This is a genomic window from Arthrobacter sp. zg-Y1219 (assembly GCF_030125545.1).
Taxonomy (GTDB): domain Bacteria; phylum Actinomycetota; class Actinomycetes; order Actinomycetales; family Micrococcaceae; genus Arthrobacter_B.
Genome location: NZ_JASKLY010000001.1, coordinates 97528 through 117955, shown reverse-complemented (window position 1 = coordinate 117955; position 20428 = coordinate 97528). Strand labels below are relative to the sequence as shown.

Here is a 20428-nt window from a genome sequence, read left to right as displayed (position 1 = left end):
CACTGGCGGTGAGACTGCAGCTTGCAGTCGGTTCGTCTTTGTCGCTGAGCCTGGGGTGGCCGGAGGTGAGCCGGGTGATGGGTTTACCGGATCTCTGGTTCTGCAGGGTGTGGAGTCGTTGACTGAGGAGCAAACCGGGACGGTGTTGGCCCGGCTCAATCATTTGTCGCGGTGGGTGCAGGCGCAGCAGGGTCGGGTCCTGTCCCGGCTGCAGACCGTTTACGAGGACGAGACGCTATCCGTTACCGGGTTGCGGGACGCGGAGATGGCGTTCAGTCTCGCTGCGGAGGAAGCCGCGACCATTCTGGGGGTGCCTACCGGTACCGGAAAGGCGTTGATGAGTCAGGCCGGTGATCTCTGCACCAGGAACACGGCCACGCTGAAGGCGTTGGAGGCCGGGCAGATCAGTTACGGGCATGTCGAGACTCTGGTGGAGCAGTGTGTGGGAGTGGTGCCGGCGGAGCTGCCCGGGTTCGAGGCGGAGCTGTTGGGTCTGGCTGCGGGTCAGACCAGAATCCAGTTCCGGGTGAAGGCGCAGCGGCTGCGGGAGCAGTACTATCCGCAGACCATCGTGCAGCGGCAGTTGACGGCGTTTGAGCAGCGGACGGTGTGGGTGCGTCCGGAGCCGGACGGGATGTCCTGGCTTTCGGCGTTGCTGCCGGCCGAGAAAGCCCAAGCGATCTTTACTCAGCTCAGTGTTGCGGCCCGGGGTGAGCAGGCCGCCGGGGACACGCGCACGGTGGATCAGTTGCGCACGGATATCCTCACGGACTTGCTCGGCGGTCACGACCATGAATGCCGGGACGAGTGCAGAAACGGTGGTGGTGTTCGCGGCAAAGGTGGCCGTAGCGTGGGTGGCACAGGTGGCGGGGGTAAGAAGCGTAAGGGTCGTAGTTCCGGCTCCGGCAACAAGGCCAGCAGCCGAGGTTCCGGTTCCCGCTCCGGGAAGGGGTCCGGGTCCTGCCGTATTGGCCATGGTCCCCGGGCGCGGACGGAGATTCTGGTGCTGATCAACGCTGAAACCCTCTTCGGTGCCGATGATCAGCCGGCGGAACTGAACGGGTACGGACCGATCAGTCCCGTAACGGCCCGGGGGATGGCTCGGGAAGCGGCGAAATGGACACCGGTGGAACGGGATCCGGACACCGAAGAAATCCTGCGGGTGGGGAAACGGCGGAAGGTCCCCGACGGATTGAAACGGGTTCTGCGGGTGCGGGACGGAACCTGCCGGTTCCCGGGGTGCCGGACCAATGCGGTGATTTCCGAGATCGATCACACCAAGCCGTGGGCTCGGGGCGGGCCGACTGATCATGACAATCTGGAGCATTTGTGCCGGCGGCATCACATGTTCAAAACCGCAGGGTTTTGGAAAGCCCGGCAGCCTCGTCCCGGGGTGATTGAGTGGACCTCGCCGGGCGGCAGGTGTTACCGCACCGAACCGCAACTGAGCCTGTCCCGGGAAACGTGTAGCGATGACGGTGGTTATCTGCGGCCAGGGATCACAGCGAACAACGACACCGTTCAAGGAAATACGGCGGGACCAGATCCGTCGTCTGCCCGTAACGCGGTGAACCCGGACGACTACGGCGACCACCCGCCACCCTTCTGACGGCTGCTCTTCCGTACGGCACCCTCAGATGCCCAACTCGCCGATCCCAGCCCACGGACCACAGCCGTTGCCACTACCCAAACTTTCCGTGGGCCAGACCTCGTCCACAGTTATGACCGCCGCCAAAGCTCCTGAGGTGAGTCACGATTCCACCCCTTCCGTGCCGCCCAGCCTCGTTGGCCAACAAGGAGTGCCAGCCTGCAGCGGTAAGCTCATGACATGGCACGATACTTTGACATCCACCCCGAGAATCCGCAGCAACGCACCATCGGACAGGTAGTTGCGATTCTGCGCTCCGGCGGATTGATCGCCTATCCCACAGATTCCTGTTATGCCCTGGGAGCCCAGCTGAGCAACAAGGACGCATTGGACCGGATCAGGTCCATCCGGCAGCTGGACGACAAACACCACTTCACGCTGATGTGCAAAGATTTCGCCCAGCTCGGCCAGTTCGTGCAGATGGACAACAACATCTTCCGCAGCATCAAGGCCGTCACTCCGGGCAGCTACACCTTCATCCTGCCGGCGGTGAAGGACGTGCCGCGCTGGCTCTCACAGCCCAAGAAGAAGACGGTGGGCGTCCGCATCCCGGACAACAAACTGGTCCAGGCGCTGCTGGAAGAATTGGGTGAACCGATGATCTCCAGCACCCTGCTGCTGCCCGGCGAAGAAGATCCCCTGACTCAGGGATGGGAAATCAAGGAACGGCTAGACCACCAGGTCGACGCAGTTCTCGATTCCGGGTTCTGCGGTCCGGATCTGACCACCGTCATCGACTTCTCCAGCGGTGAGCCGGAAATTGTCCGCCGTGGCACCGGTGACCCCTCGCGCTTCGAGTAAACCAATCCGGCGGCGAAGCTAACCGCCTCGCCGCCGAACCCGTGACAGGCTGGAGCCATGGCATTGCACATCGGCACCTCGGGCTGGAGCTACAACGACTGGCGACACGTGCTGTATCCGCCCGGGCTGCCTAACCGGCTGTGGCTGGAAACTTACGCCGCGGAATTCGACACGGTCGAGTTCAACGGAAGTTTCTACCGCTGGCCGCGCGAGCCGGCCTTTGCCGCCTACCGGGAGCGGCTGCCGGCCAGCTATCAGTTTTCGGTCAAGGCGCCGCGGGGACTGACCCACGGCCGCAAGCTTCGCGACCCCGAGGAATGGATCGGACGCATCAGCCGCTGCTGGAAGGAACTCGGCGATAAAGCCGGTGTCCTGATCGTGCAGCTGCCGCCGGATATGGAGCGCGACGACGAGCGGCTGGCGTATTTCCTGACTACACTCCCCCGGGAGATCAGGGTGGCTGTGGAGTTCCGGCATCCCAGTTGGGAAACCGAAGACGTCTACGATCTCCTGTCACGGCACGACGCCGCGTATACCGTCATGAGCGGAGCTCACCTTCCGTGCAACCTGCGCGCCACGGCGTCGTTCGTGTATCTGCGCATGCATGGCCCCGACCCGGAGCACCTCTACGCCGGTTCCTACAGCGACGAGGACCTGCACTGGTGGGGTGACCGGATCCGCGAGTGGGAAGCCCTGGGCAAGGACGTCTATGTGTATTTCAACAACGACGGCGAAGGCCACGCGGTCCGCAACGCCCGGACCCTGCGCACGCTGCTGAAGGAAAGAATCTAGCGACCAACCCTTGCCGCAGTTATCGAATACCGTTATGTTAACGGTATTCGATAACCCATTCCGCGCAGGGAGACCCCATGGCAACAACATCCATACCGCTGACCCGCAAGAGCGCACGCACTGCCCAAAAAGTTGGGCTGGTGATTGGAATGTTGATCTCCGGGTTTACTACTCTCGTGTGCCTGGGAGCGGCGGTCGCCGCGGTCATCATGCCAATGTCCGGACGGGTGGAGCTAACCCTGCCCGCAGCTCCAATACAGGACTCCGCTTGGACGCACCTGAGTCCCCAAATCGTCAGCGGATCCTCGGAGAGCTACCAACTGTCACTGCAAAACGTTGAGTCCGAAGGATTGTCGATGTGGTCGGCCACGATGGGGATTGGGTGCACCGTCCCAGCCCTGATTACCGCGTTTCTTGGCTACCTCTGTCTCCGCGTCTACAGGGGCCAGCCGTTTGGGCGGCTTATGACTCTCGGCTTCTGCGTCTCTTCCGCTGTGATCGTTGCCGGATCCGCAGTTCTGCCCTCGGTGTTCGCCAGCATTAACGAGCGCATCCTCTCCGACGCGGGCATCGATCTGAGAAACGCGCCATTCACCGACGGTTACGTCTTTGGCGCGTTGGATGCGGTGATCCTGATGTTCGGCATATTCCTGGCCCTGCTGGCAGCAGCCTTCCACCTCGGCAGCAGATTTCAGCGCGACGGCGAAGGGCTGGTCTAGTGCCGCCTGTTGACTTGGACTCATCTGTGCACTGCAGGCTCGATGAACTGCTGGCTGAGCGGAAGCTGACGCTGACTGAACTCAGCAAGCGAGTGGATGTCAGCATCGTGAATCTCTCAGTCCTCAAGAACGACCGGGCCAAGGCGATCCGCTTCTCCACCCTGACAGCAATCTGCCGAGCCCTGGACTGCTCCATCGGAGATCTGCTGGTCCTGAGACCCCAAACGTAAAGAGACCCCAGCGGAAACCACCTAGAGGTTCCTGATCACCCGCGCCGGATTGCCCACGACCACCACATTCTCCGGCACAGCCCGGGTAACCACGGCTCCTGCGCCAATCACTGAGTTCTCCCCGACCTGACACCCGGCAGAACGCTGCGGCTCCACCGGATGGGTGGGAGTCAGACCCGGAAAAACAAGAAGGACTGCAGGAAACACCTCCATTCGGCCGCATCCCGCCCGGCTGTCCACGACTTCGCTTGACGGACAGTTCACAGATGAGAACTGTTGACGCCACGGAGGCACAGGGGACGCCGACTTGGACCAGAACACTGCTGGTCCATTCATCGCAGGCTGGTCATCGCACTCTGGGAGGAATTCGCTGTGAAACAGGCAATCGCGGGAAAACACACGCTGCGGGCAGTGACGACGGCGGCGGCAACCGCCGTCGTTTTGGGAACTGCACCATTCATCGGGCTGCATGGGACGGGAGAAGGTCAGGGAGGAGGCGACTACGGCGGGTCCCCCGCAGCACGGAACGTGATCCTGATGGTCGGGGACGGCATGGGACCGGGTCAGCGCGAAGCCATCCGACTGGCCTTGGTGGGACTAACCGGAGAGTTGGAGATGGATTCCCTGCCCTCCGCCGGCAGGGTGCACACTAATTCCGCGGATCCGGAAAGCTTCGTTACGGACTCAGCGGCGGCCGCCACGGCCATGGCCACCGGAGTCAAGACGTACAACCGCGCCATTGGCGTTGACCTCGAGCAGCAGCCGGTCACCACGGCTCTGGAAGTGGCCGAGGAGCTGGGCAAATCGACGGGACTGGTGACCACCAGCAACGTCACCGATGCCACGCCGGCGGCCTTCGGATCCCATGTTGCGGACCGGGACGAACAGAGTGCCATTGCGCGTCAGTTCCTGGAGAGCAGCCGGCCCGAGGTCATCCTGGGTGGCGGCGAGGATCACTGGTATCCGGCCGGAAACCCGGGGCGCCATCCGGACAATCCGCCGGAAGATCCGTCCGAGCAGAGTGCCGGAACCGAGGGGAATCTCGTCGAGGAGGCCCAGTCCCTCGGGTACGAATATGTTTGGGATCGCGAGGGCCTGCAGGCAGCCGACTCGCCCATGCTGCTGGGCCTCTTCGCCAACGAAGAGATGTTCCAGTACGGCGACGACGTCGAACCGCTGTACCAGCCCACAGTTCCCCTGACGGAGATGACGTCCAAGGCACTCGAAATCCTTGGCTCCGGGGGCGCGGGCGATGGCGGCAACGGCAACGACGCCGATAACGGTGACCGAGCCCAAGGAGACAACGGGAGCCGCGGCAATGACGGATTCTTCCTCATGGTCGAGGAGGAAGGCATCGATTCCTTCAGCCACGTGAACAACGCCGAGCTCACGATTGAATCGGGCATCGAGTTCGACCGGTCAGTGGCCCTCGCCAAGGATTTTGCGGAACAGGACGGCGACACCCTGCTCATTGTCGTGGGTGATCACCAGACCGGCGGCATGACCATTGAAGCCGTCGATGTTCCCGAGCCCGGAGAGGAACCGGACGAGTCCGGAGACGGCCCCTCCGCCGAGGACGGCCCGCTGCCGGTGGCGAACTCGAACCAGCAGTTCATGGTGGACTGGACCACCGGCGGACATACAGCGCTGGACGTTCCCCTCACGGCCATGGGGCCGGGATCAGAACTGCTGAACGGAGTCTACGAAAACACTCATATCTTCGACGTCATGGTCCAGGTGATGCGTGCGGGCGCGGACGGCGACGGCGAGGGCGGCGGTAATCCTCCGGACTGGAATAAGCCCAAGACCCGCTTCGACCTGCAGTCACACCGCGGCGGACGCGGCGAATACACGGAGGAATCCCTGACAGCCTTTGCCCGATCACTTGAGCTTGGGGTCAGCACCTTGGAACTGGACACGCATTTGACCGAAGACGGCAAGGTGATCGTGTGGCATGACGACTTGATCATGCCGGAGAAGTGCCGGGACACCGCCCCTGCCCGGCCTGTGGACCCCGAGTTCCCCTATGTGGGTGACCGTGTGGCACTTCTGGACCTGGCGCAGATCAAGACCCTCGACTGCGGCTTCCAGCAGCTGCCGGGCTATCCCGACCAGGAGGTGGTGGAGGGTAACCGCATCGCAGAACTCCGGGACGTGTATGCGCTTGCCGATGCCTACGATGCCCGAAAGATCCGCTTCAACGTCGAAACCAAGGTTGAAGACGGCCTGGAGGGCGGTCCGGGAATGGAAGCCCTGGCGCGTGCCGTCGTCGCGGAAGTTGAAGCCTCGGGCCGGGAACGCCGCACCACCATCCAATCCTTTGACTGGGCCGCCCTGAACGTGGTGGCCGACATCGCACCGGACCTGAAGCTGGTGGCGCTGGCCCACAACGCCGTTGCCCTGCAGGTGGGCCAGCCCGGCGCCGCGCCCCAGCTGGGCGGCATGGACATCGACGATTACAACGGATCGCCCGCCCTGGCCGCCGCAGCGGCCGGGTACGACGTCCTCTCCCCCATCGCCACTTCTGTCACCGCGCAGCTGATCCAAGAGGCGCACGACGCCGGTCTTCCGGTCATTCCCTGGACCGTCAACACAACGGATGCCATGAACGCCCTGATGGATCTGGGGGTGGATGGACTCATCACCGACTACCCGACACTGCTGCGCTCAGTCATGGAGGAACGCGGCCTGAAGCTGCCGCGGGTTTACAGCCGTTCCTGAGGCATCAGAGCAAAGCGCCAGGAGGAATGGAATAAGGAAGCCTGCTAAGCCCGGGCCGGAACAAAGCGGTACCCCATGCCGTGCTCGGTGACAAAGTGCACCGGAACGGCGGGGTCGGCTTCCAGCTTGCGGCGCAGCTGTCCCATGTAGAGGCGGAGATAGCCGGTGTCAGTGGTGCCCGGACCCCATACCTCGGTGAGCAGGGAAGGCTGGCTGATGAGCCGGCCCGGGTACTGCACCAGTGCTTCCAGCAGCCGCCACTCGGTGGGGGTCAGCCGGATGGCGGAACCGTCGGAAATCCGCACCACTGACTTCGCCGCCAAATCCACCCGGACGTCGCCGAAGACCACTTCGGACTGCTCCGGAGCCGCCGGAGTGCGGCGGGTCAGGGCACGGATGCGTGCCATCAGTTCCTCAGTGGAGAAAGGTTTGGTCACGTAGTCGTCGGCTCCCAGGTCCAGGGCACGGACCTTGTCGGCAGAGTCGGTGCGGCCGGAGATGACCAGGATCGGTGCCCGGCTCCAGCCGCGCACCGCCGCGATGACCTCCATGCCGCTGAGCCTGGGCATGCCCAAATCCAGGACGATCAGGTCCGGATGCTCTTCCACGGCCTTGCGCACCGCCGCGGCACCGTCGGCAGCCGTGGCCACCTCGTAGCCGTAGGCGGCGAGGGTGATGCGCAGGGCCCGGAGGATCTGCACGTCGTCGTCGGCGACCAGGATTTTCACAGGGCACCCGATTCGCGGGACGGGGCTGAGTCAACCGGAACCGCAACCGCACCCGAAGCCGCACCCGAAATGTCGGCCGCGGGAAGGGACAGCACCATGGTCAGTCCGCCGCCGGGCGTATCCTCGGTCTCCAGCGTTCCCATCATTCCTTCCATGAAGCCCTTGGCCAGCGCCAGTCCCAGACCCAGTCCGGTCAGGTTGTCGGTGTCCCCCAGCCGCTGAAACGGCACGAACACGTCTTCCAGGCGGTCGGAAGAGATTCCCGGCCCACAGTCTATGACGCGTACTTCCACCCGGCCGGCAAACGCGCTCGCCGCCAGCACCACCTTGGATCCGGACGGGGAGAACCGCACCGCGTTCGCCAGCAGATTCACCAGGACGCGCTGCAGCAGCACGGAATCGGCCAGCACCGGCGGAAGGTCCGGAGGAATCTCCAGCTCCACTTCGGCCGGGCCCAGGTTCAGTTCTTCCAGGGCCGGAAGCACCACCTCGGCCGTCTCCAGCGGGGCGAGGCTCACGCCAAGCACCCCGGCCTGCAGCCGGCTGACATCGAGCAGGCTCGTGACCAACCCCGACAGCGTGGCCAGGGATTCCTCAGCAGTGGCCAGCAGCTCGGCGCGGTCCTGCTCGCTCCACTGCACATCCGGGGCCCGCAGCCCGGTGACTGCGGCAGTTGCCGCCGTGAGCGGGCGGCGCAGGTCGTGCCCGACGGCGGCCAGCAGCGCGGTGCGGACCTTGTCGGCGGCCGCGAGGGACCCGAGACCCTCGGCAGTCTGGGTAAGGTCGCCGAAATCCAGGGCCGCCTCCAGCTGGGCAGTGATCACCGCCAGCAGCCGGCGGTCCGAGGCCTCCAGATCGCGGCCGTACAGTTCCAGCACCGCCCGATCCCCGACCGGCAGCCGGGTGGGGGCTGCAGTTCCCGGAACCGTGCCCGGAACCGTGCCCGCAGCGGCGAGCACGGCGTCGTCGGCCAGCAGACGCACGGTGGTGAGGTTGAAGGCTTCCCGGGTGCGTCCCACCAGTGCCGCCAGGGCGTCTTCTCCGCGCAGGACGTTTCCGGCCACCGAGGCCAGCAGGTCGGACTCGGCGGCGGCGCGGTCGGCCGTGCGGGAACGGCGGGCGGCACGGTCGACAACGAAACTGACCAGCACGGCGTTCACGATATACAGGATCAGCGCGAGCACATGCTCCGGAGTCGCAACCGTAACCGTGTACAGGGGCTGAATGAAGAAGTAGTCCAGGGTGATGCCGGAGAGCAGCGCAGCAAACAGTGCCGGCCAGATGCCGCCCGTGAGGGCCACCAGAATAACCAGCAGCTGGTAGCTGAGCACGTCGCCGGTGATCGAAGCCGGAGTGCTCATGGTCACTAGGAACCAGGTCAGCAGGGGCCCGCCGGCCAGGGCAAGCGCTCCGCCGTACAGCCGCCGGCGCATCGTCAGTGCGCCGCCGAGCCGCGGCAGGACGGGACGCCCGCCGGCCGCGGGGTGGTTGACGATGTGCACGTCGATGTCTCCGGACTCGCGCACCACCGTGGCGCCGATGCCCGGCCCGGTCAGCAGGGCCCAGATCCGCGGCCGGCGGCTGACACCGATGACCAGCTGGGTGGCGTTCACGCCGCGGGCGAACTCCACCAGGGCGTGCGGGACTTCCCCGCCCATCACTTGGTGAAAGGTTCCGCCGAGCTTTTCCACCAGCGCCCGCTGGGCTTCAAGTTCACCCGGATGGGTTTCCCTCAGCCCGTCGGGGCTGGTGACATGGACGGCCAGCAGCTCCCCGCCGGCGGAGCGCGCGGCAATGCGCGCACCCCGGCGCAGCAGGGTCTGTCCCTCCGGGCCCCCGGTCAGGGCCACCACCACCCGTTCGCGTGCCTCCCACTTGTTCGAAATGCCGTTCTCGGCCCGGTAGCGGTTCAGGGCGCTGTCCACCTCGTCCGCCAGCCAGAGCAGCGCCAGCTCCCGCAGCGCAGTGAGGTTGCCGAGCCGGAAGTAATTGGACAGCGCCGCATCCACCCGGCCGGACGGATAGATGATGCCCTGCGAAAGCCGGCCGCGCAGCAGCTGCGGAGCAATGTCCACCAGCTCCACCTGATCCGCGGCCCGAAGCACCGAGTCCGGCACCGTTTCGCGTTGCACGGTGCCGGTGATCTGCTCGATGACGTCGTTCAGCGACTCGATGTGCTGGATGTTCACGGTGGACAGGACATTGATTCCGGCAGCGAGCAGGGCCTGGACGTCCTGCCACCGCTTGGCATGGGCCAGGCCGGGGGCATTGGTGTGGGCCAGCTCGTCCACCAGGGCGTAGTCCGGCCGCCGGGCCAGCACCGCATCCAGATTCAGTTCGGACAGCAGCAGGCCGCGATGGTCCACCGCAATGGTAGGCACCGTTTCCAGGCCCTCGGCCATGGCTGCCGTGGCGGCGCGGCCGTGGGTTTCCACCACCGCCACCGCCACGTCCCTGCCCTCGCCGGCCAGCCGCTTGCCCTCTTCGAGCATGGTGTACGTCTTGCCGACTCCGGGCGCAGCACCCAGGAATACCCGGAGTTGTCCTCGTGTCATGCTTCTAAGTGTCCAACTGCGCGAGCGCAATGTTCAGTTGCAACACGTTCACCCTGGACTCCCCCAGCGCTCCTGCCTGCCTCCCTTCCACCGCATTCTCGACCAGCGCCCGCACCTCGTCGGTGTCCAGACCGCGCTCGGCAGCCACCCGGTTTGCCTGAAGCAGCGCGTACTCGGGGCTGATGTGCGGATCGAGGCCCGACGACGACGCCGTCAGGGCGTCTGCCGGCACCTCCTTCGGATTCACTCCCTCGAGTGCGGCGACGGCCTCGCGGCGCTCATCGATTGCCGCTGCCAGGTCCGGGTTCGTGGGACCCAGGTTGGAGCCGCTGGAGGCACCGCCGTCGTATCCGTCACCGGCCGCGGACGGCCGGGACTGGAACCACTGCGGCAGGGCGGCGCCCTCCTCGTCGGTGAAGGACTGGCCGATCAGCTCGGAGCCCACTGTGGCGCCGTCCACGGCGACCGGAGATCCGTTGGCCTGGTTGTTGGCCACGGCCTGCCCGATCCCGGTGACAGCCAGCGGATAGACGATGCCCAGGGCCAGGGTCAGGACCACTGCGGCCCTCACCGCCACTCCCAGCTGACGGGCGGACGTGCGTGCGGTACTCATGATGCTCCCTGGTTGTTGACCTGGTTGTTGACGCGCGGGTTGCTTGGTTGATCTGCTTGATGGTCAGTTCCTGCTCCGGGGTGCCGCATCAGAACCCCGGAATCAGGGACACGGCCAGGTCGATGAGCTTGATCCCGATGAAGGGTGCCACCACACCGCCGACGCCAAAGACCAGCAGGTTCCGGGTGAGGATTCCGGAGGCGTTCGCGGCGCGGTATTTCACGCCGCGCAGGGCCAGCGGAATCAGGGCGATGATCACGAGCGCATTGAAGATGACCGCGGAGAGGATCGCCGACGCCGGCGAGTGCAGGCCCATGACGTTCAGGACAGCCAGTCCCGGGAAAACTCCCATGAACATCGCGGGAATGATCGCGAAGTACTTGGCCACGTCATTGGCGATAGAGAACGTGGTCAGCGCCCCGCGGGTGATCAGCAACTGCTTGCCGATCCGGACAATGTCGATCAGCTTGGTGGGGTCCGAGTCCAGGTCCACCATGTTGCCGGCTTCTTTCGCAGCCGACGTTCCGGTGTTCATGGCCACGCCGACATCGGCCTGGGCCAGTGCCGGGGCATCATTGGTGCCGTCCCCGGTCATGGCTACCAGCTGACCTTTGGCCTGTTCCGTGCGGATCAGCGCCATCTTGTCCTCCGGGGTGGCTTCGGCCAAGAAGTCGTCCACCCCGGCTTCCGCTGCAATCGCCTTCGCGGTGCGCGGATTATCGCCCGTGATCATTACCGTGCGGATGCCCATGGTGCGCAGCTCCGCGAAGCGCTCCTTCAGCCCGTCCTTGACCACGTCCTTCAGGTGCACGACGCCGAGTACCCGGCTGCCGCCGTCGGCGTCGCGCACCGCCACCACCAGCGGCGTGCCGCCGCCGGCAGAGATTTTGTCCACCTGGTAGGCCAGGTCGGAAAGCACATCAACCTTGATTCCGCCGCTCTCGGCTACCCAGTCCATGACGGCCGAACCGGCACCCTTGCGGATCTTCGACCCGTCGGCACGGTCCAGGCCGCTCATCCGGGTCTGCGCGGTGAAGGGGACGCTGACGGCATCGGCCTCCTTGACGGGAAGCCTGTCCTTTCCGGCGCTGTCAGTTCCCGCCAGCAGGCCGGCGGCCAGGTCCACGATGGACTTGCCTTCCGGCGTCGGATCCTCCGCGGAGGACAGGACGGCGGCGCGGATCAGTTCATCCCGGTCCGCGCTTGCCACCGGAATGAAGTCCGCTGCCTGCCGGTTGCCGTACGTGATGGTGCCGGTCTTATCCAGCAGCAGGGTGGTGACATCTCCGGCGGCTTCGACGGCACGGCCGGACATGGCCAGCACGTTGTGCTGGACAAGGCGGTCCATGCCGGCAATGCCGATGGCGGAGATCAGCGCGCCGATGGTGGTCGGAATCAGGCAGACCAGCAGGGCCACCAGGACCGGGATGCTCACCGCGGCGCCGGCGTAGCCCGCCAGCGGGTTCAGCGTCACCACAACGACCAGGAAGATCAGTGACAGGGTGGCCAGCAGGATGTCCAGGGCGATCTCGTTCGGCGTTTTCTGCCGGGCTGCCCCTTCCACCAGACGGATCATCCGGTCCACGAACGTCTCCCCGGGCTTGCTGGTAATGCGGACCACGATGCGGTCCGAGAGCACCCGGGTGCCGCCGGTCACGGCTGACCGGTCGCCGCCGGACTCCCGGACCACCGGGGCGGACTCGCCCGTGATGGCCGACTCGTCCACCGACGCAATGCCGTCAATGATGTCGCCGTCGCCGGGAATGATTCCGCCGGCGGTGACCACCACGACGTCGTCGAGCACCAGATCCGCGGAGGCAACCTCCTCGCTGGCGGTGCGGGAGGCCGACGGATCGCCGGCCGGGTCATAGCCGGTAACCCGCTGCGCCGGGGTGGTGGTGCGGGTGGCGCGCAGCGACGCCGCCTGGGCCTTGCCCCGGCCTTCGGCCACCGCTTCGGCCAGGTTGGCGAAGATGACGGTCAGCCAGAGCCAGGCGGCGATCAGCCAGGTGAAGCTTCCCGGCACCGCGCTGCCGCCGGAGGTTCCGGCACCGCCGGTGACGGACTCCGCCACTGCAATGACGGTAATCAGCGCGGCGCCCACCTCCACGATGAACATGACCGGTGTGTGCCACATGATGCGCGGATCGAGTTTGCGCAGGGCTCCGGGAAAGGCCGCGGCAAGCTGGGCGGCCGAGAAGCCGCTGCCCCGCCCGGACTTCGTGCCGTCGCCGGGCCCTGAGCCGTCCGGCGTTTGGTCCGGACCGTTTCCGGGCTTGCCCGCAGAGTTTTTACCGCGGTTGGATGGGGAGTTTTTCGTCAGAGTGGTCATGGTCAGAGCAACCCTTCCGCCAGGGGACCCAGCGCGAGTACGGGAAAGAAGGTCAGGGCAGTCACGATCACGGTGACGCCCGCCAGCATTACGACGGCCTGGGGCCGGTGCGTGGGCAGGGTGCCGGCGGAGGCCGGAACCCGGTCCTGTGCCGCGAGGGAGCCGGCCAGGGCCAACACGAAGATCATCGGCAGGAACCGGCCCAGCAGCATGGCCAGGCCCAGCGCGGTGTTCAGCCACGGCGTGTTGGCGGTTAGCCCGGCAAAGGCGGAACCGTTGTTGTTTGCCGCCGAGGTGAAGGCGTACAGCACCTCGCTGAAGCCGTGCAGCCCCGGGTTCAGAATGGAGGTGTCCTGTACGTCTTCGCGGATGCCCGGAACGGCGAAGCTCAGCGCCGTGCCGGCGAGCACGAGGGTGGGCATGGTCAGCAGGTAGAGGCTGGCCAGCTTGATCTCGCGCGGGCCGATCTTCTTGCCCAGATACTCGGGGGTCCGGCCGACGAGCAGCCCGGCGATGAAGGAGGTAACCAGGGCCAGAATCAGCATGCCGTAGAGTCCCGAGCCGACACCGCCGGGTGCCACTTCGCCGAGCATCATGTTGAGCATGGCCATCATGCCGCCCAGCGGGCTGAAGCTGTCGTGCATGGCGTTCACGGCTCCGGTGGAGGTTGCCGTGCTGGTGGTGCCGAAGAGGGCGGAGGCGGCGATGCCGAAACGCTGTTCCTTGCCCTCCATCGAGCCGGCTTGGCCGGAGGCGGCGGAGAATTCCAGTGCCGTCATGGCCGCCAGCGAGACCGTGAAGATGCCTGCCATGGCGGCCAGGATGGCGTAGCCCTGCTTGCGGTCACCCATCATGGTGCCGAAGGTGCGCGGCAGGCTGAACGGAATGGCGAGCATCAGCACAATCTGGACCAGGTTGGTCCACGCCGAGGGGTTCTCGAACGGGTGGGACGAATTGGCGTTGAAGAAACCGCCGCCGTTGGTGCCCAGCAGCTTAATGGACTCCTGAGAGGCGACCGGCCCGCCCGGAAGGGTCTGGGTGCCGCCGCTGAGGGTGGCAACTTCCGTGAAGCCGTTGAAGTTCTGGATGACGCCGCCGATGAGCAGGACCAGCGCACCCAGGAAAGCCCCGGGCAGCAGCAGGCGCAGCACGGAACGGGTCATGTCGGTCCAGAAGTTACCGATGGTCGTTTCCTTCCGGGCCGCGAAGGCGCGGACGAGGGCCACGGCCACGGCCAAGCCGACGGCTGCCGAGAGGAAGTTCTGCACTGCGAGCCCGGTGAGCTGGACCGCGTAGCCCATGGTGACTTCCGGAGAGTACGACTGCCAGTTGGTGTTGGCGACAAAGGATGCGGCCGTGTTGAACGCGAGCCCTTCCGGAACGGCCGGCAGGCCCAGCGACCCCGGAAGCAGATGCTGGGTGCGCTGCAGTGCATAGACCAGCAGCAAGCCAACAGCCGAGAACGCCAGAATGCTCCGCAGGTAGGACTGCCAGGACTGCCGCGATGCGGAGTCGACCCCAATGAGGCGGTAAAAGCCGCGTTCAACGGCGAGGTCCTTGGTGGACGTATAAAACCGTGCCATGTAGTCGCCCAATGGGCGGTGGAGCGCTGCGAGCACCACGGCGACGAGGAAGAAGGAGGCCACGGCCGGCCAGAGGCCCATCAGAAACGCTCCGGTCGGATCAGTGCCGCGAGCAGATAAACTGCTGCGGCTGCCGCCAGGGCCAGCGCGAGGACGTCGAAGAAGATCACAGCTTCTCCACCGCCCGGATGCTCAGGAACAGAGCGGCAAAGAATGCCGCGATGCCCAGCACAATGAGAACGTCAAGCAAGGGGACCCCCAGGGATCAAATCGTTGTCCTCTGCCGGCTGCGGCAGCCGGCAGGGCGCGGATGCGCCTTTACGAGTAGATCCCCTGGAAAGGGGCTATTAACGTTTCCTCACGGATTCCTAACGGATCCGGGACGGACCTTAACGGAAATTCAGCGGTACAGGTCCGTTAATCCCTGGGAATAATGCACGGGCAGGCTACGGATCCGCCCGAGCTGGGAGCCGGGCACTGCGTGCAAAAGCTGGTCCGTTCAAAAAGGACATCCAGGAATTCGGGAACGGTGCCCGCGGTGGTGCGTCCTCCGGGCGCTGCGAGCAGCGGCGGGGTTGGATGGACATGTTCCAAGTCGAATTCCTCGATCCCCAGGGCGGAGCCGAGCAGGCTGAGCAGCTGCTCCTCGGCCTCCGGGCTCATGGTTCGTCTCTTGGAGATGCACCCGCGGGCAAGGCGCGGTCGGGGCCCGAGGAAACTTACCTCAAAGTATGCGGCCGACCGGCGGATAATGACGTCGACCGCATACATTGGCGGGCCGTCGGTCCACACCACCTCCACGCTGGACGCGTCGAAGGACGTCAGCGCCGTCACCTGGAACAAAACCCCGCCGAAGGTTCCGGTCAGTTCGTTGTCCAGCAACGCAGCAAGGGCTGGAGCCCATGAACCGTCTGTCATGCGGTCCTTACCGGATCCCCGTGACCCTGGGTGGTCTGTTGTTTCAGCAGAGCACAGTTACTTTGACTTGGCAATGGATTCTCGATCCTCAAAGGATTAAAGCCCATGCACCATCTCCACCCGCTTCTTACGTGTGACTCTTTGTGGAGTGGGGATTTCCCTGCCGGCAAGGGAATATCACCGGCAATAAGCAAATATGGGGGGAAAATGTGTCGATTGACTCCTGACAATGGCGCCAGTCTACTGAATCACGAAAACACATGGTGGATCCTGACCATTCAGCCTGCAAGGAAGGATGTCCGTGACCCGGTGGTTGGTCAAATTGTGACGCCGCTGGCTGCACACGCCCGGGTGCTGGGCGCCGAGCGGTGGTCTTACAAGCTGTCTCAGAGCCCCGAAACATCATCCGTGCAGGTCCGTATCCTTGCTCCCCCCGCTGTCCTGGAATGCCTGCTGTCTTTGACCCGGGCGCTGGTGAATCAGGCTGTTGCACAGCTGGGCAGCCTGGACATCTCCGAGCAACGGTTCTGCCCTGGCCCGACCTGCTGGGGAGGAGAGTCCGTGATGCCCAACTTCGAGTCTGCCCTGGCCAAGTTCGGCGGCTTGGAGGGCCTGAACTTGGCGGCTGAAGTTGGCGAGCTGTCCTCCGACCTCGCTGCTTGGGCTCTGTCCTGCTTTCCCAATGCACAGAGCCGCTCCCCGTTGGCGGCACTGCTGCTCTTCGATACCGCACACGCAATGATGCGCGGACCGCGCTCGTCCATCTGGGCTGACCGCAGGAGCGTTTCCTGGGACTACTACTGGGACAGCCATTTGCGCGGCTGCACCGGATCCGTTGGCCCGCAGGCCGCGAAGCTGCGCGAGGACCTCACAGCGCGGCTGGCGCCGCGGATCATGCCCGCCCACCGCCTGATGGCAGTTACGGCTTCGGAACCCGCGGTGGAAAACTGGCGTCGGCGTTGGTCCCGGGCCATCGACGGGTACCTGTACCGAGCGGACAAGGAGCGGGTCAGTCGAAGCGCCCAGCACCTCACTGTGTACCAGGGCAGTCAGCTGCTCAACCGTCTCGGTTTTGACGTGCTGGAGGAAGCCGCGCTGGGACTGTATGCCCGCTCGTGGAGCAAGGACCGTGAAGCCACCCTGCGCGGCCTGCGCCCTTAGGAAGATGCCCGGCCCGCTTAGCCTGGGGACCCGACGGTGGCGACCGCATCCAGCTGCACCTTTGCACCCAGCGGCAGTCCAGCTGCCTGGAGCGTGGTGCGGGCCGGGTGCGGTGCCGGGATGCGCCTGGCGTACACGGCATTCGTCAGCATTGCATCACACTGCTCGGCGACACCGACCGAAACCAGCTCGCCGTTGTCGGGACTATAGGAGCGGTAGGGTCGCATTCGTGAGTACACCGTCAAGCCATGATTCCGCTGCCTTCGCATCTCCGTTGGAACTGCAGTTCCAAGTATTTCTCGACGACCACCGCGGTGCCCTCTATGACTGCCTCGACGGCATGACCGAAACGGAGGTCCGCAGCAGGCTCGTGCCGTCAAAAACGACTCTCCTGGGACTGGTCAAGCACGCCACCTTTGTGGAGCAGGTGTGGTTCAACGAGGCGATCACGTGCCTCTCCCGAGCCGAAATAGGCTGCCCGGCGGGACCTGACGAGTCGTTCGACCTCACTCCGGAGGACACCATCGCCTCCGTCCGCGCCGCGTACAGCCTGGCCTGTTCGGCGTCGCGGGCCGCGGCAGCGGGCCGCGGAATCCATGACGTTGTGCACGGGAATCGCAGGGGGCCGCTGCCGATGCGGTGGATCTATCTTCATGTGCTCCGCGAACTCGCCCAGCACTGCGGCCATGCGGACGTCCTGCGCGAGCAGATCATTGCCGCACGAGGTGTGGCACGGGCTTAGCCCTCAGCCGCGCCCGGCCTCAAGCGCTTGAGCACGCCGGTCTGCTGGAGCAGCGAAAAGCGGTCCGGCACTCCCCAGTGTTCAGTGATGCGCCCGTCAGCGACAACGGCGATGTCAATTACCGTCACTTCAACCGTCTTTCCGCTCGGCGGTCCGAAAAACGGCCCCGTATTCGTGCCGCGTCCGCGAAAGCGCACCCAGGCGGTGTTGCCGCGCGTTGCCCAGTCTTCGAGTTCATAGCTGATGTCCGGCATGGCCTCGTGGACCTGCCGGATGGCCTCTTTGACGTGGGCAACGGCATCGGGTCCGCGGCCAGATGGAACGATAGGACCCGGCCCGCAGCACCGACAGGGCCAGAAGCAAAAAGAAGGTCCGGCGTCGGAATTACGACGCCGGACCTTCTTTTTTGCCGCTGCAGGGGGCTACCGCCCCGAGACAGGCTTAGGCATCGACGACAATCGCCGTGACGGCAGGCGTGCGGTTGTAGAAGCGGCGCATCCAGTTGGCAACGGAACGCTCAATGATGACCTCGGGGTCTTCATTGCGGGCACCGCGGCCGCGGCCGTTGGCTGCGTCGTTGATGGCCTTTTCCACAACGGCTTCGGCCTTCTTGACGTCGCCCGGGCTGCAGGCGAACCCCTTGATGAAGAACTCCGGCGGCTCGGCAACCGTGCCGGTGTCCGGATCGATGAGGGCCAGGACCGTGACGGAACCCTGCTCGGAGAGCTGCAGGCGCTCCTTGAGGTCATCCTCGGTGGTGTGGCCGACGCTGTCGCCGTCCACGAAGACCAGGCCGACGGGGATCTTGCCGGAAATCGACGCGCGGCCGCGGCGCAGGTCAACGGTCACGCCGTCTTCTGCGATGACGACGTCGCGCGGGTCCATGCCGGTGGCGACGGCGATGGCCGCGTTGGCCTTCAGGTGGCGCCATTCGCCGTGGACCGGCATGACGTTGCGCGGCTTGACGATGTTGTAGCAGTAGGCCAGTTCCCCGGCACTGGCGTGGCCGGAGACGTGGACCTTGGCGTTGCCCTTGTGGACCACGTTGGCGCCCAACTGGGTCAGGGAGTTGATGACGCTGTAGATGGCGTTCTCGTTACCCGGGATCAGCGAGCTGGCCAGCAGCACGGTGTCATTCTCCTGGATCCGGATCGGGTGGTCCTTGTTGGCCATGCGGGACAGGGCTGCCAGCGGCTCGCCCTGTGAACCGGTGCAGATCAGGACAACCTTGGGGTCATCGGAGCGCTGAAGGGCCTTGAAGTCCACCAGGATGCCCTTGGGGATGTTCAGGTAGCCCAGTTCCTCGGCGATGGTCATGTTCCGGATCATCGACCGGCCCACGAAGGCAACCTTGCGCTTGTAGCGGTCGGCAGCGTCGATAACCTGCTGGATGCGGTGGATGTGGCTGGCGAAGCTGGAAACGATGATCCGGCGCGGCGCGGTGCGGAACACCGTGTCGATGGCGGGAGCCAGTTCCTTCTCCGAGGCCATGAAGCCCGGCACGTCGGCGTTGGTGGAGTCCGTGAGGAACAGGTCCACGCCTTCGGCGCCAAGACGGGCGAAACCGGCCAGGTCGGTAATCCGGCGGTCCAGCGGGAACTGGTCCATCTTGAAGTCACCGGTGTGCAGGATCATTCCGGCCTCGGTGCGAATGGCAACGGCAAGGCTGTCCGGGATGGAGTGGTTGACGGCCACGAACTCGAGGTCGAAGCCGCCCATGGTGCGGCGGTCCCCTTCCTTGACCTGGATCAGCTTCGGGGTGATGCGGTGTTCCTTGAGCTTCGCCTCGACGAACGCGAGAGTCAGCTTGGAACCGATCAGGGGGATGTCCGCACGTTCGCGCAGCAGGTAGGGAATGCCGCCAATGTGGTCTTCGTGGCCGTGGGTCAGGACGACGCCAACGACATCGTTCAGGCGGTCACGGATGTACGAGAAGTCAGGCAGGATCAGGTTAACGCCGGGGTGGATCTCCTCGGGGAAAAGGACGCCGCAGTCAACGATCAGCAGTTTGCCGTCGAATTCAAAGACAGTCATGTTTCTGCCGATTTCGCCGATGCCGCCCAGCGCGACAATGCGCATGGTTCCTTTGGCGAGTTCCCGGGGGGCTTTTAGTGCGGCAGCTGTTCTATTCACGGATGAAAGTTCTTTCGTCGAGTACGGGTTTACTACGGGGGTGCTGCAGCTGTTCGCCGCTGCACCAGGAGGTCAGTGGTCCGTTCCGGAGCCGACTCCCCCGGGCCCGCGCGCAGCTATGCGCATCTTGGGCCACCGGGCTGTCACCGCTTTGATCGCCCTTTGGATGGTCAGCGGTGATGAGCCCACACGGGCAGAGTCGTCCAAAACCGATGGACATCTCTTATCTTCTCATTTTCTTCTGCTATTACCGCATTCGCCCTGCGGGCGGCCTCCGCACGGTCTCGGCATGGACAGCCTGCAGCCCCTGTTCCAAGGCCCGCAGGTCTTCCAGCGACAGCCGTCTGAGGATCTCGGAACTGAGTTCGGGCCGGTTCGCCACGAGGCGCCTGACGAGGGCCCTGCCCAGCGGTGTGGCATGGACCCGGCGCACTCGGCCGTCCTGTTCATCCTGGGACCGTGCAGCCGCACCCTGCGTGACGAGCCGGTCCACAAGGCCCGACATCGAGGCCAGTGAAACACCGAATGAGTCCGCCAGCCCGCGGCCTGTCGTTCCGTTCTCCGTGGTGGCCAGGACGGCCAGCACCTTCAGCTGCTGGATGGTGAGATCAGTTGTCAGGAGTGAATCGAGGAGAACCGGCAGCGTGGTCGCCTGATACGAATCGGCCAGCGACTCGAGGTTTCGTAATACTTGGTCGCGTTCCTGCCGCTCTTCGGCTCCATCGGTCATGTCCTCACCGTAGTAGCCGGCA

At 64.9% G+C, this 20428-nt stretch carries 19 protein-coding genes and 1 pseudogene; 8 read left to right on the top strand and 12 right to left on the bottom strand.

Going from position 1 to position 20428, the window contains the following annotated elements:
* The first annotated feature begins 118 nt into the window (after positions 1-118).
* The 5 genes from QNO00_RS00550 to QNO00_RS00530 all read left to right on the top strand — a co-directional run bounded on the left by QNO00_RS00550 (position 119) and on the right by QNO00_RS00530 (position 4190).
* The gene (locus tag QNO00_RS00550) at positions 119-1609 is read left to right on the top strand and encodes an HNH endonuclease signature motif containing protein (RefSeq protein ID WP_284023249.1); all 1491 of its coding nucleotides are present in this window, start codon (positions 119-121) and stop codon (positions 1607-1609) included.
* A gap of 219 nt (positions 1610-1828) precedes the next feature.
* A complete protein-coding gene (locus QNO00_RS00545; RefSeq protein ID WP_284023248.1) occupies positions 1829-2449 on the top strand; it encodes an L-threonylcarbamoyladenylate synthase in 621 nt (206 codons plus the stop codon).
* Between the two features lie 57 nt (positions 2450-2506).
* Complete coding sequence (locus QNO00_RS00540; protein WP_284023247.1) at positions 2507-3241, top strand: DUF72 domain-containing protein; 735 nt, start codon at positions 2507-2509, stop codon at positions 3239-3241.
* Positions 3242-3318: 77 nt separating this feature from the next.
* Positions 3319-3960, top strand: coding sequence for a hypothetical protein (locus QNO00_RS00535; protein WP_284023246.1), 642 nt, complete (start codon positions 3319-3321; stop codon positions 3958-3960).
* A 14-nt stretch (positions 3961-3974) separates the two neighbouring features.
* Entirely contained in the window at positions 3975-4190 is a 216-nt protein-coding gene (locus QNO00_RS00530) for a helix-turn-helix domain-containing protein (protein WP_231712735.1), read from the top strand.
* Between the two features lie 21 nt (positions 4191-4211).
* Here the strand turns inward: QNO00_RS00530 and QNO00_RS00525 are convergent.
* Positions 4212-4364 (bottom strand): annotated as a pseudogene (locus QNO00_RS00525) (sugar O-acetyltransferase); the annotation flags it as partial.
* Between the two features lie 198 nt (positions 4365-4562).
* Between QNO00_RS00525 and QNO00_RS00520 the strand changes: the two are divergent.
* Positions 4563-6911, top strand: a complete 2349-nt coding sequence (locus QNO00_RS00520) for an alkaline phosphatase (RefSeq protein ID WP_284023245.1) — start codon at positions 4563-4565, stop codon at positions 6909-6911.
* 44 nt (positions 6912-6955) lie between these two features.
* On the opposite strand, the gene QNO00_RS00515 is transcribed toward QNO00_RS00520, so the two are convergent.
* The 7 genes from QNO00_RS00515 to QNO00_RS00485 all read right to left on the bottom strand — a co-directional run bounded on the left by QNO00_RS00515 (position 6956) and on the right by QNO00_RS00485 (position 15640).
* Entirely contained in the window at positions 6956-7639 is a 684-nt protein-coding gene (locus tag QNO00_RS00515; RefSeq protein ID WP_284023244.1) for a response regulator, read from the bottom strand.
* Positions 7636-10194 (bottom strand): DUF4118 domain-containing protein, encoded by a 2559-nt coding sequence (locus QNO00_RS00510; protein WP_284023243.1) that lies wholly within the window; start codon positions 10192-10194, stop codon positions 7636-7638. Before QNO00_RS00510 ends, QNO00_RS00515 begins: the two co-directional genes overlap by 4 nt.
* 4 nt (positions 10195-10198) lie before the next feature.
* On the bottom strand, positions 10199-10807 hold the full coding sequence (kdpC, locus tag QNO00_RS00505) for a potassium-transporting ATPase subunit KdpC (protein ID WP_284023242.1): 609 nt from the start codon (positions 10805-10807) through the stop codon (positions 10199-10201).
* 88 nt (positions 10808-10895) lie between these two features.
* On the bottom strand, positions 10896-13139 hold the full coding sequence (gene kdpB / locus QNO00_RS00500) for a potassium-transporting ATPase subunit KdpB (RefSeq protein ID WP_284023241.1): 2244 nt from the start codon (positions 13137-13139) through the stop codon (positions 10896-10898).
* Positions 13140-13141: 2 nt separating this feature from the next.
* Complete coding sequence (gene kdpA / locus QNO00_RS00495; RefSeq protein ID WP_284023240.1) at positions 13142-14803, bottom strand: potassium-transporting ATPase subunit KdpA; 1662 nt, start codon at positions 14801-14803, stop codon at positions 13142-13144.
* Entirely contained in the window at positions 14803-14892 is a 90-nt protein-coding gene (locus QNO00_RS00490; protein WP_229965910.1) for a potassium-transporting ATPase subunit F, read from the bottom strand. The genes kdpA and QNO00_RS00490 overlap by 1 nt, the downstream gene beginning before the upstream one ends.
* Before the next feature lie 247 nt (positions 14893-15139).
* Complete coding sequence (locus QNO00_RS00485) at positions 15140-15640, bottom strand: hypothetical protein (protein WP_284023239.1); 501 nt, start codon at positions 15638-15640, stop codon at positions 15140-15142.
* 105 nt (positions 15641-15745) lie between these two features.
* Between QNO00_RS00485 and QNO00_RS00480 the strand changes: the two genes are divergently transcribed.
* On the top strand, positions 15746-16801 hold the full coding sequence (locus QNO00_RS00480; protein WP_349643456.1) for a lantibiotic dehydratase C-terminal domain-containing protein: 1056 nt from the start codon (positions 15746-15748) through the stop codon (positions 16799-16801).
* A gap of 17 nt (positions 16802-16818) precedes the next feature.
* Here QNO00_RS00480 and QNO00_RS00475 read toward each other — a convergent pair whose 3' ends face one another.
* Positions 16819-17028 (bottom strand): RidA family protein, encoded by a 210-nt coding sequence (locus QNO00_RS00475; RefSeq protein ID WP_284023237.1) that lies wholly within the window; start codon positions 17026-17028, stop codon positions 16819-16821.
* A 2-nt stretch (positions 17029-17030) separates the two neighbouring features.
* On the opposite strand from QNO00_RS00475, the gene QNO00_RS00470 reads away from it, so the two are divergent.
* Positions 17031-17543: a DinB family protein gene (locus tag QNO00_RS00470; RefSeq protein WP_229965914.1), complete on the top strand. Its 513-nt coding sequence runs from the start codon at positions 17031-17033 to the stop codon at positions 17541-17543.
* Here the strand turns inward: QNO00_RS00470 and QNO00_RS00465 are convergent.
* The 3 genes from QNO00_RS00465 to QNO00_RS00455 form a co-directional block, all read right to left on the bottom strand.
* A complete protein-coding gene (locus QNO00_RS00465) occupies positions 17540-17869 on the bottom strand; it encodes an ester cyclase (protein ID WP_284023334.1) in 330 nt (109 codons plus the stop codon). The genes QNO00_RS00470 and QNO00_RS00465 overlap by 4 nt on opposite strands.
* A gap of 115 nt (positions 17870-17984) precedes the next feature.
* Positions 17985-19622: a ribonuclease J gene (locus QNO00_RS00460; RefSeq protein WP_229965916.1), complete on the bottom strand. Its 1638-nt coding sequence runs from the start codon at positions 19620-19622 to the stop codon at positions 17985-17987.
* A gap of 301 nt (positions 19623-19923) precedes the next feature.
* Positions 19924-20406, bottom strand: coding sequence for a MarR family transcriptional regulator (locus tag QNO00_RS00455; protein WP_229965917.1), 483 nt, complete (start codon positions 20404-20406; stop codon positions 19924-19926).
* Positions 20407-20428: the final 22 nt, after the last annotated feature.

Bases quoted from the DNA above. Each gene is read 5' to 3' on its own strand.
- QNO00_RS00545 (WP_284023248.1), top strand. From the start codon at position 1,829: ATGGCACGATACTTTGACATCCACCCCGAGAATCCGCAGCAACGCACC.
- QNO00_RS00535 (WP_284023246.1), top strand. From the start codon at position 3,319: ATGGCAACAACATCCATACCGCTGACCCGCAAGAGCGCACGCACTGCC.
- QNO00_RS00475 (WP_284023237.1), bottom strand. From the start codon at position 17,028: ATGCGACCCTACCGCTCCTATAGTCCCGACAACGGCGAGCTGGTTTCG.
- QNO00_RS00480 (WP_349643456.1), top strand. From the start codon at position 15,746: ATGCACCATCTCCACCCGCTTCTTACGTGTGACTCTTTGTGGAGTGGG.
- QNO00_RS00510 (WP_284023243.1), bottom strand. From the start codon at position 10,194: ATGACACGAGGACAACTCCGGGTATTCCTGGGTGCTGCGCCCGGAGTC.
- kdpA (WP_284023240.1), bottom strand. From the start codon at position 14,803: ATGGGCCTCTGGCCGGCCGTGGCCTCCTTCTTCCTCGTCGCCGTGGTG.
- kdpB (WP_284023241.1), bottom strand. From the start codon at position 13,139: ATGACCACTCTGACGAAAAACTCCCCATCCAACCGCGGTAAAAACTCT.
- QNO00_RS00460 (WP_229965916.1), bottom strand. From the start codon at position 19,622: ATGCGCATTGTCGCGCTGGGCGGCATCGGCGAAATCGGCAGAAACATG.
- QNO00_RS00455 (WP_229965917.1), bottom strand. From the start codon at position 20,406: ATGACCGATGGAGCCGAAGAGCGGCAGGAACGCGACCAAGTATTACGA.
- QNO00_RS00485 (WP_284023239.1), bottom strand. From the start codon at position 15,640: ATGACAGACGGTTCATGGGCTCCAGCCCTTGCTGCGTTGCTGGACAAC.
- QNO00_RS00540 (WP_284023247.1), top strand. From the start codon at position 2,507: ATGGCATTGCACATCGGCACCTCGGGCTGGAGCTACAACGACTGGCGA.
- kdpC (WP_284023242.1), bottom strand. From the start codon at position 10,807: ATGAGTACCGCACGCACGTCCGCCCGTCAGCTGGGAGTGGCGGTGAGG.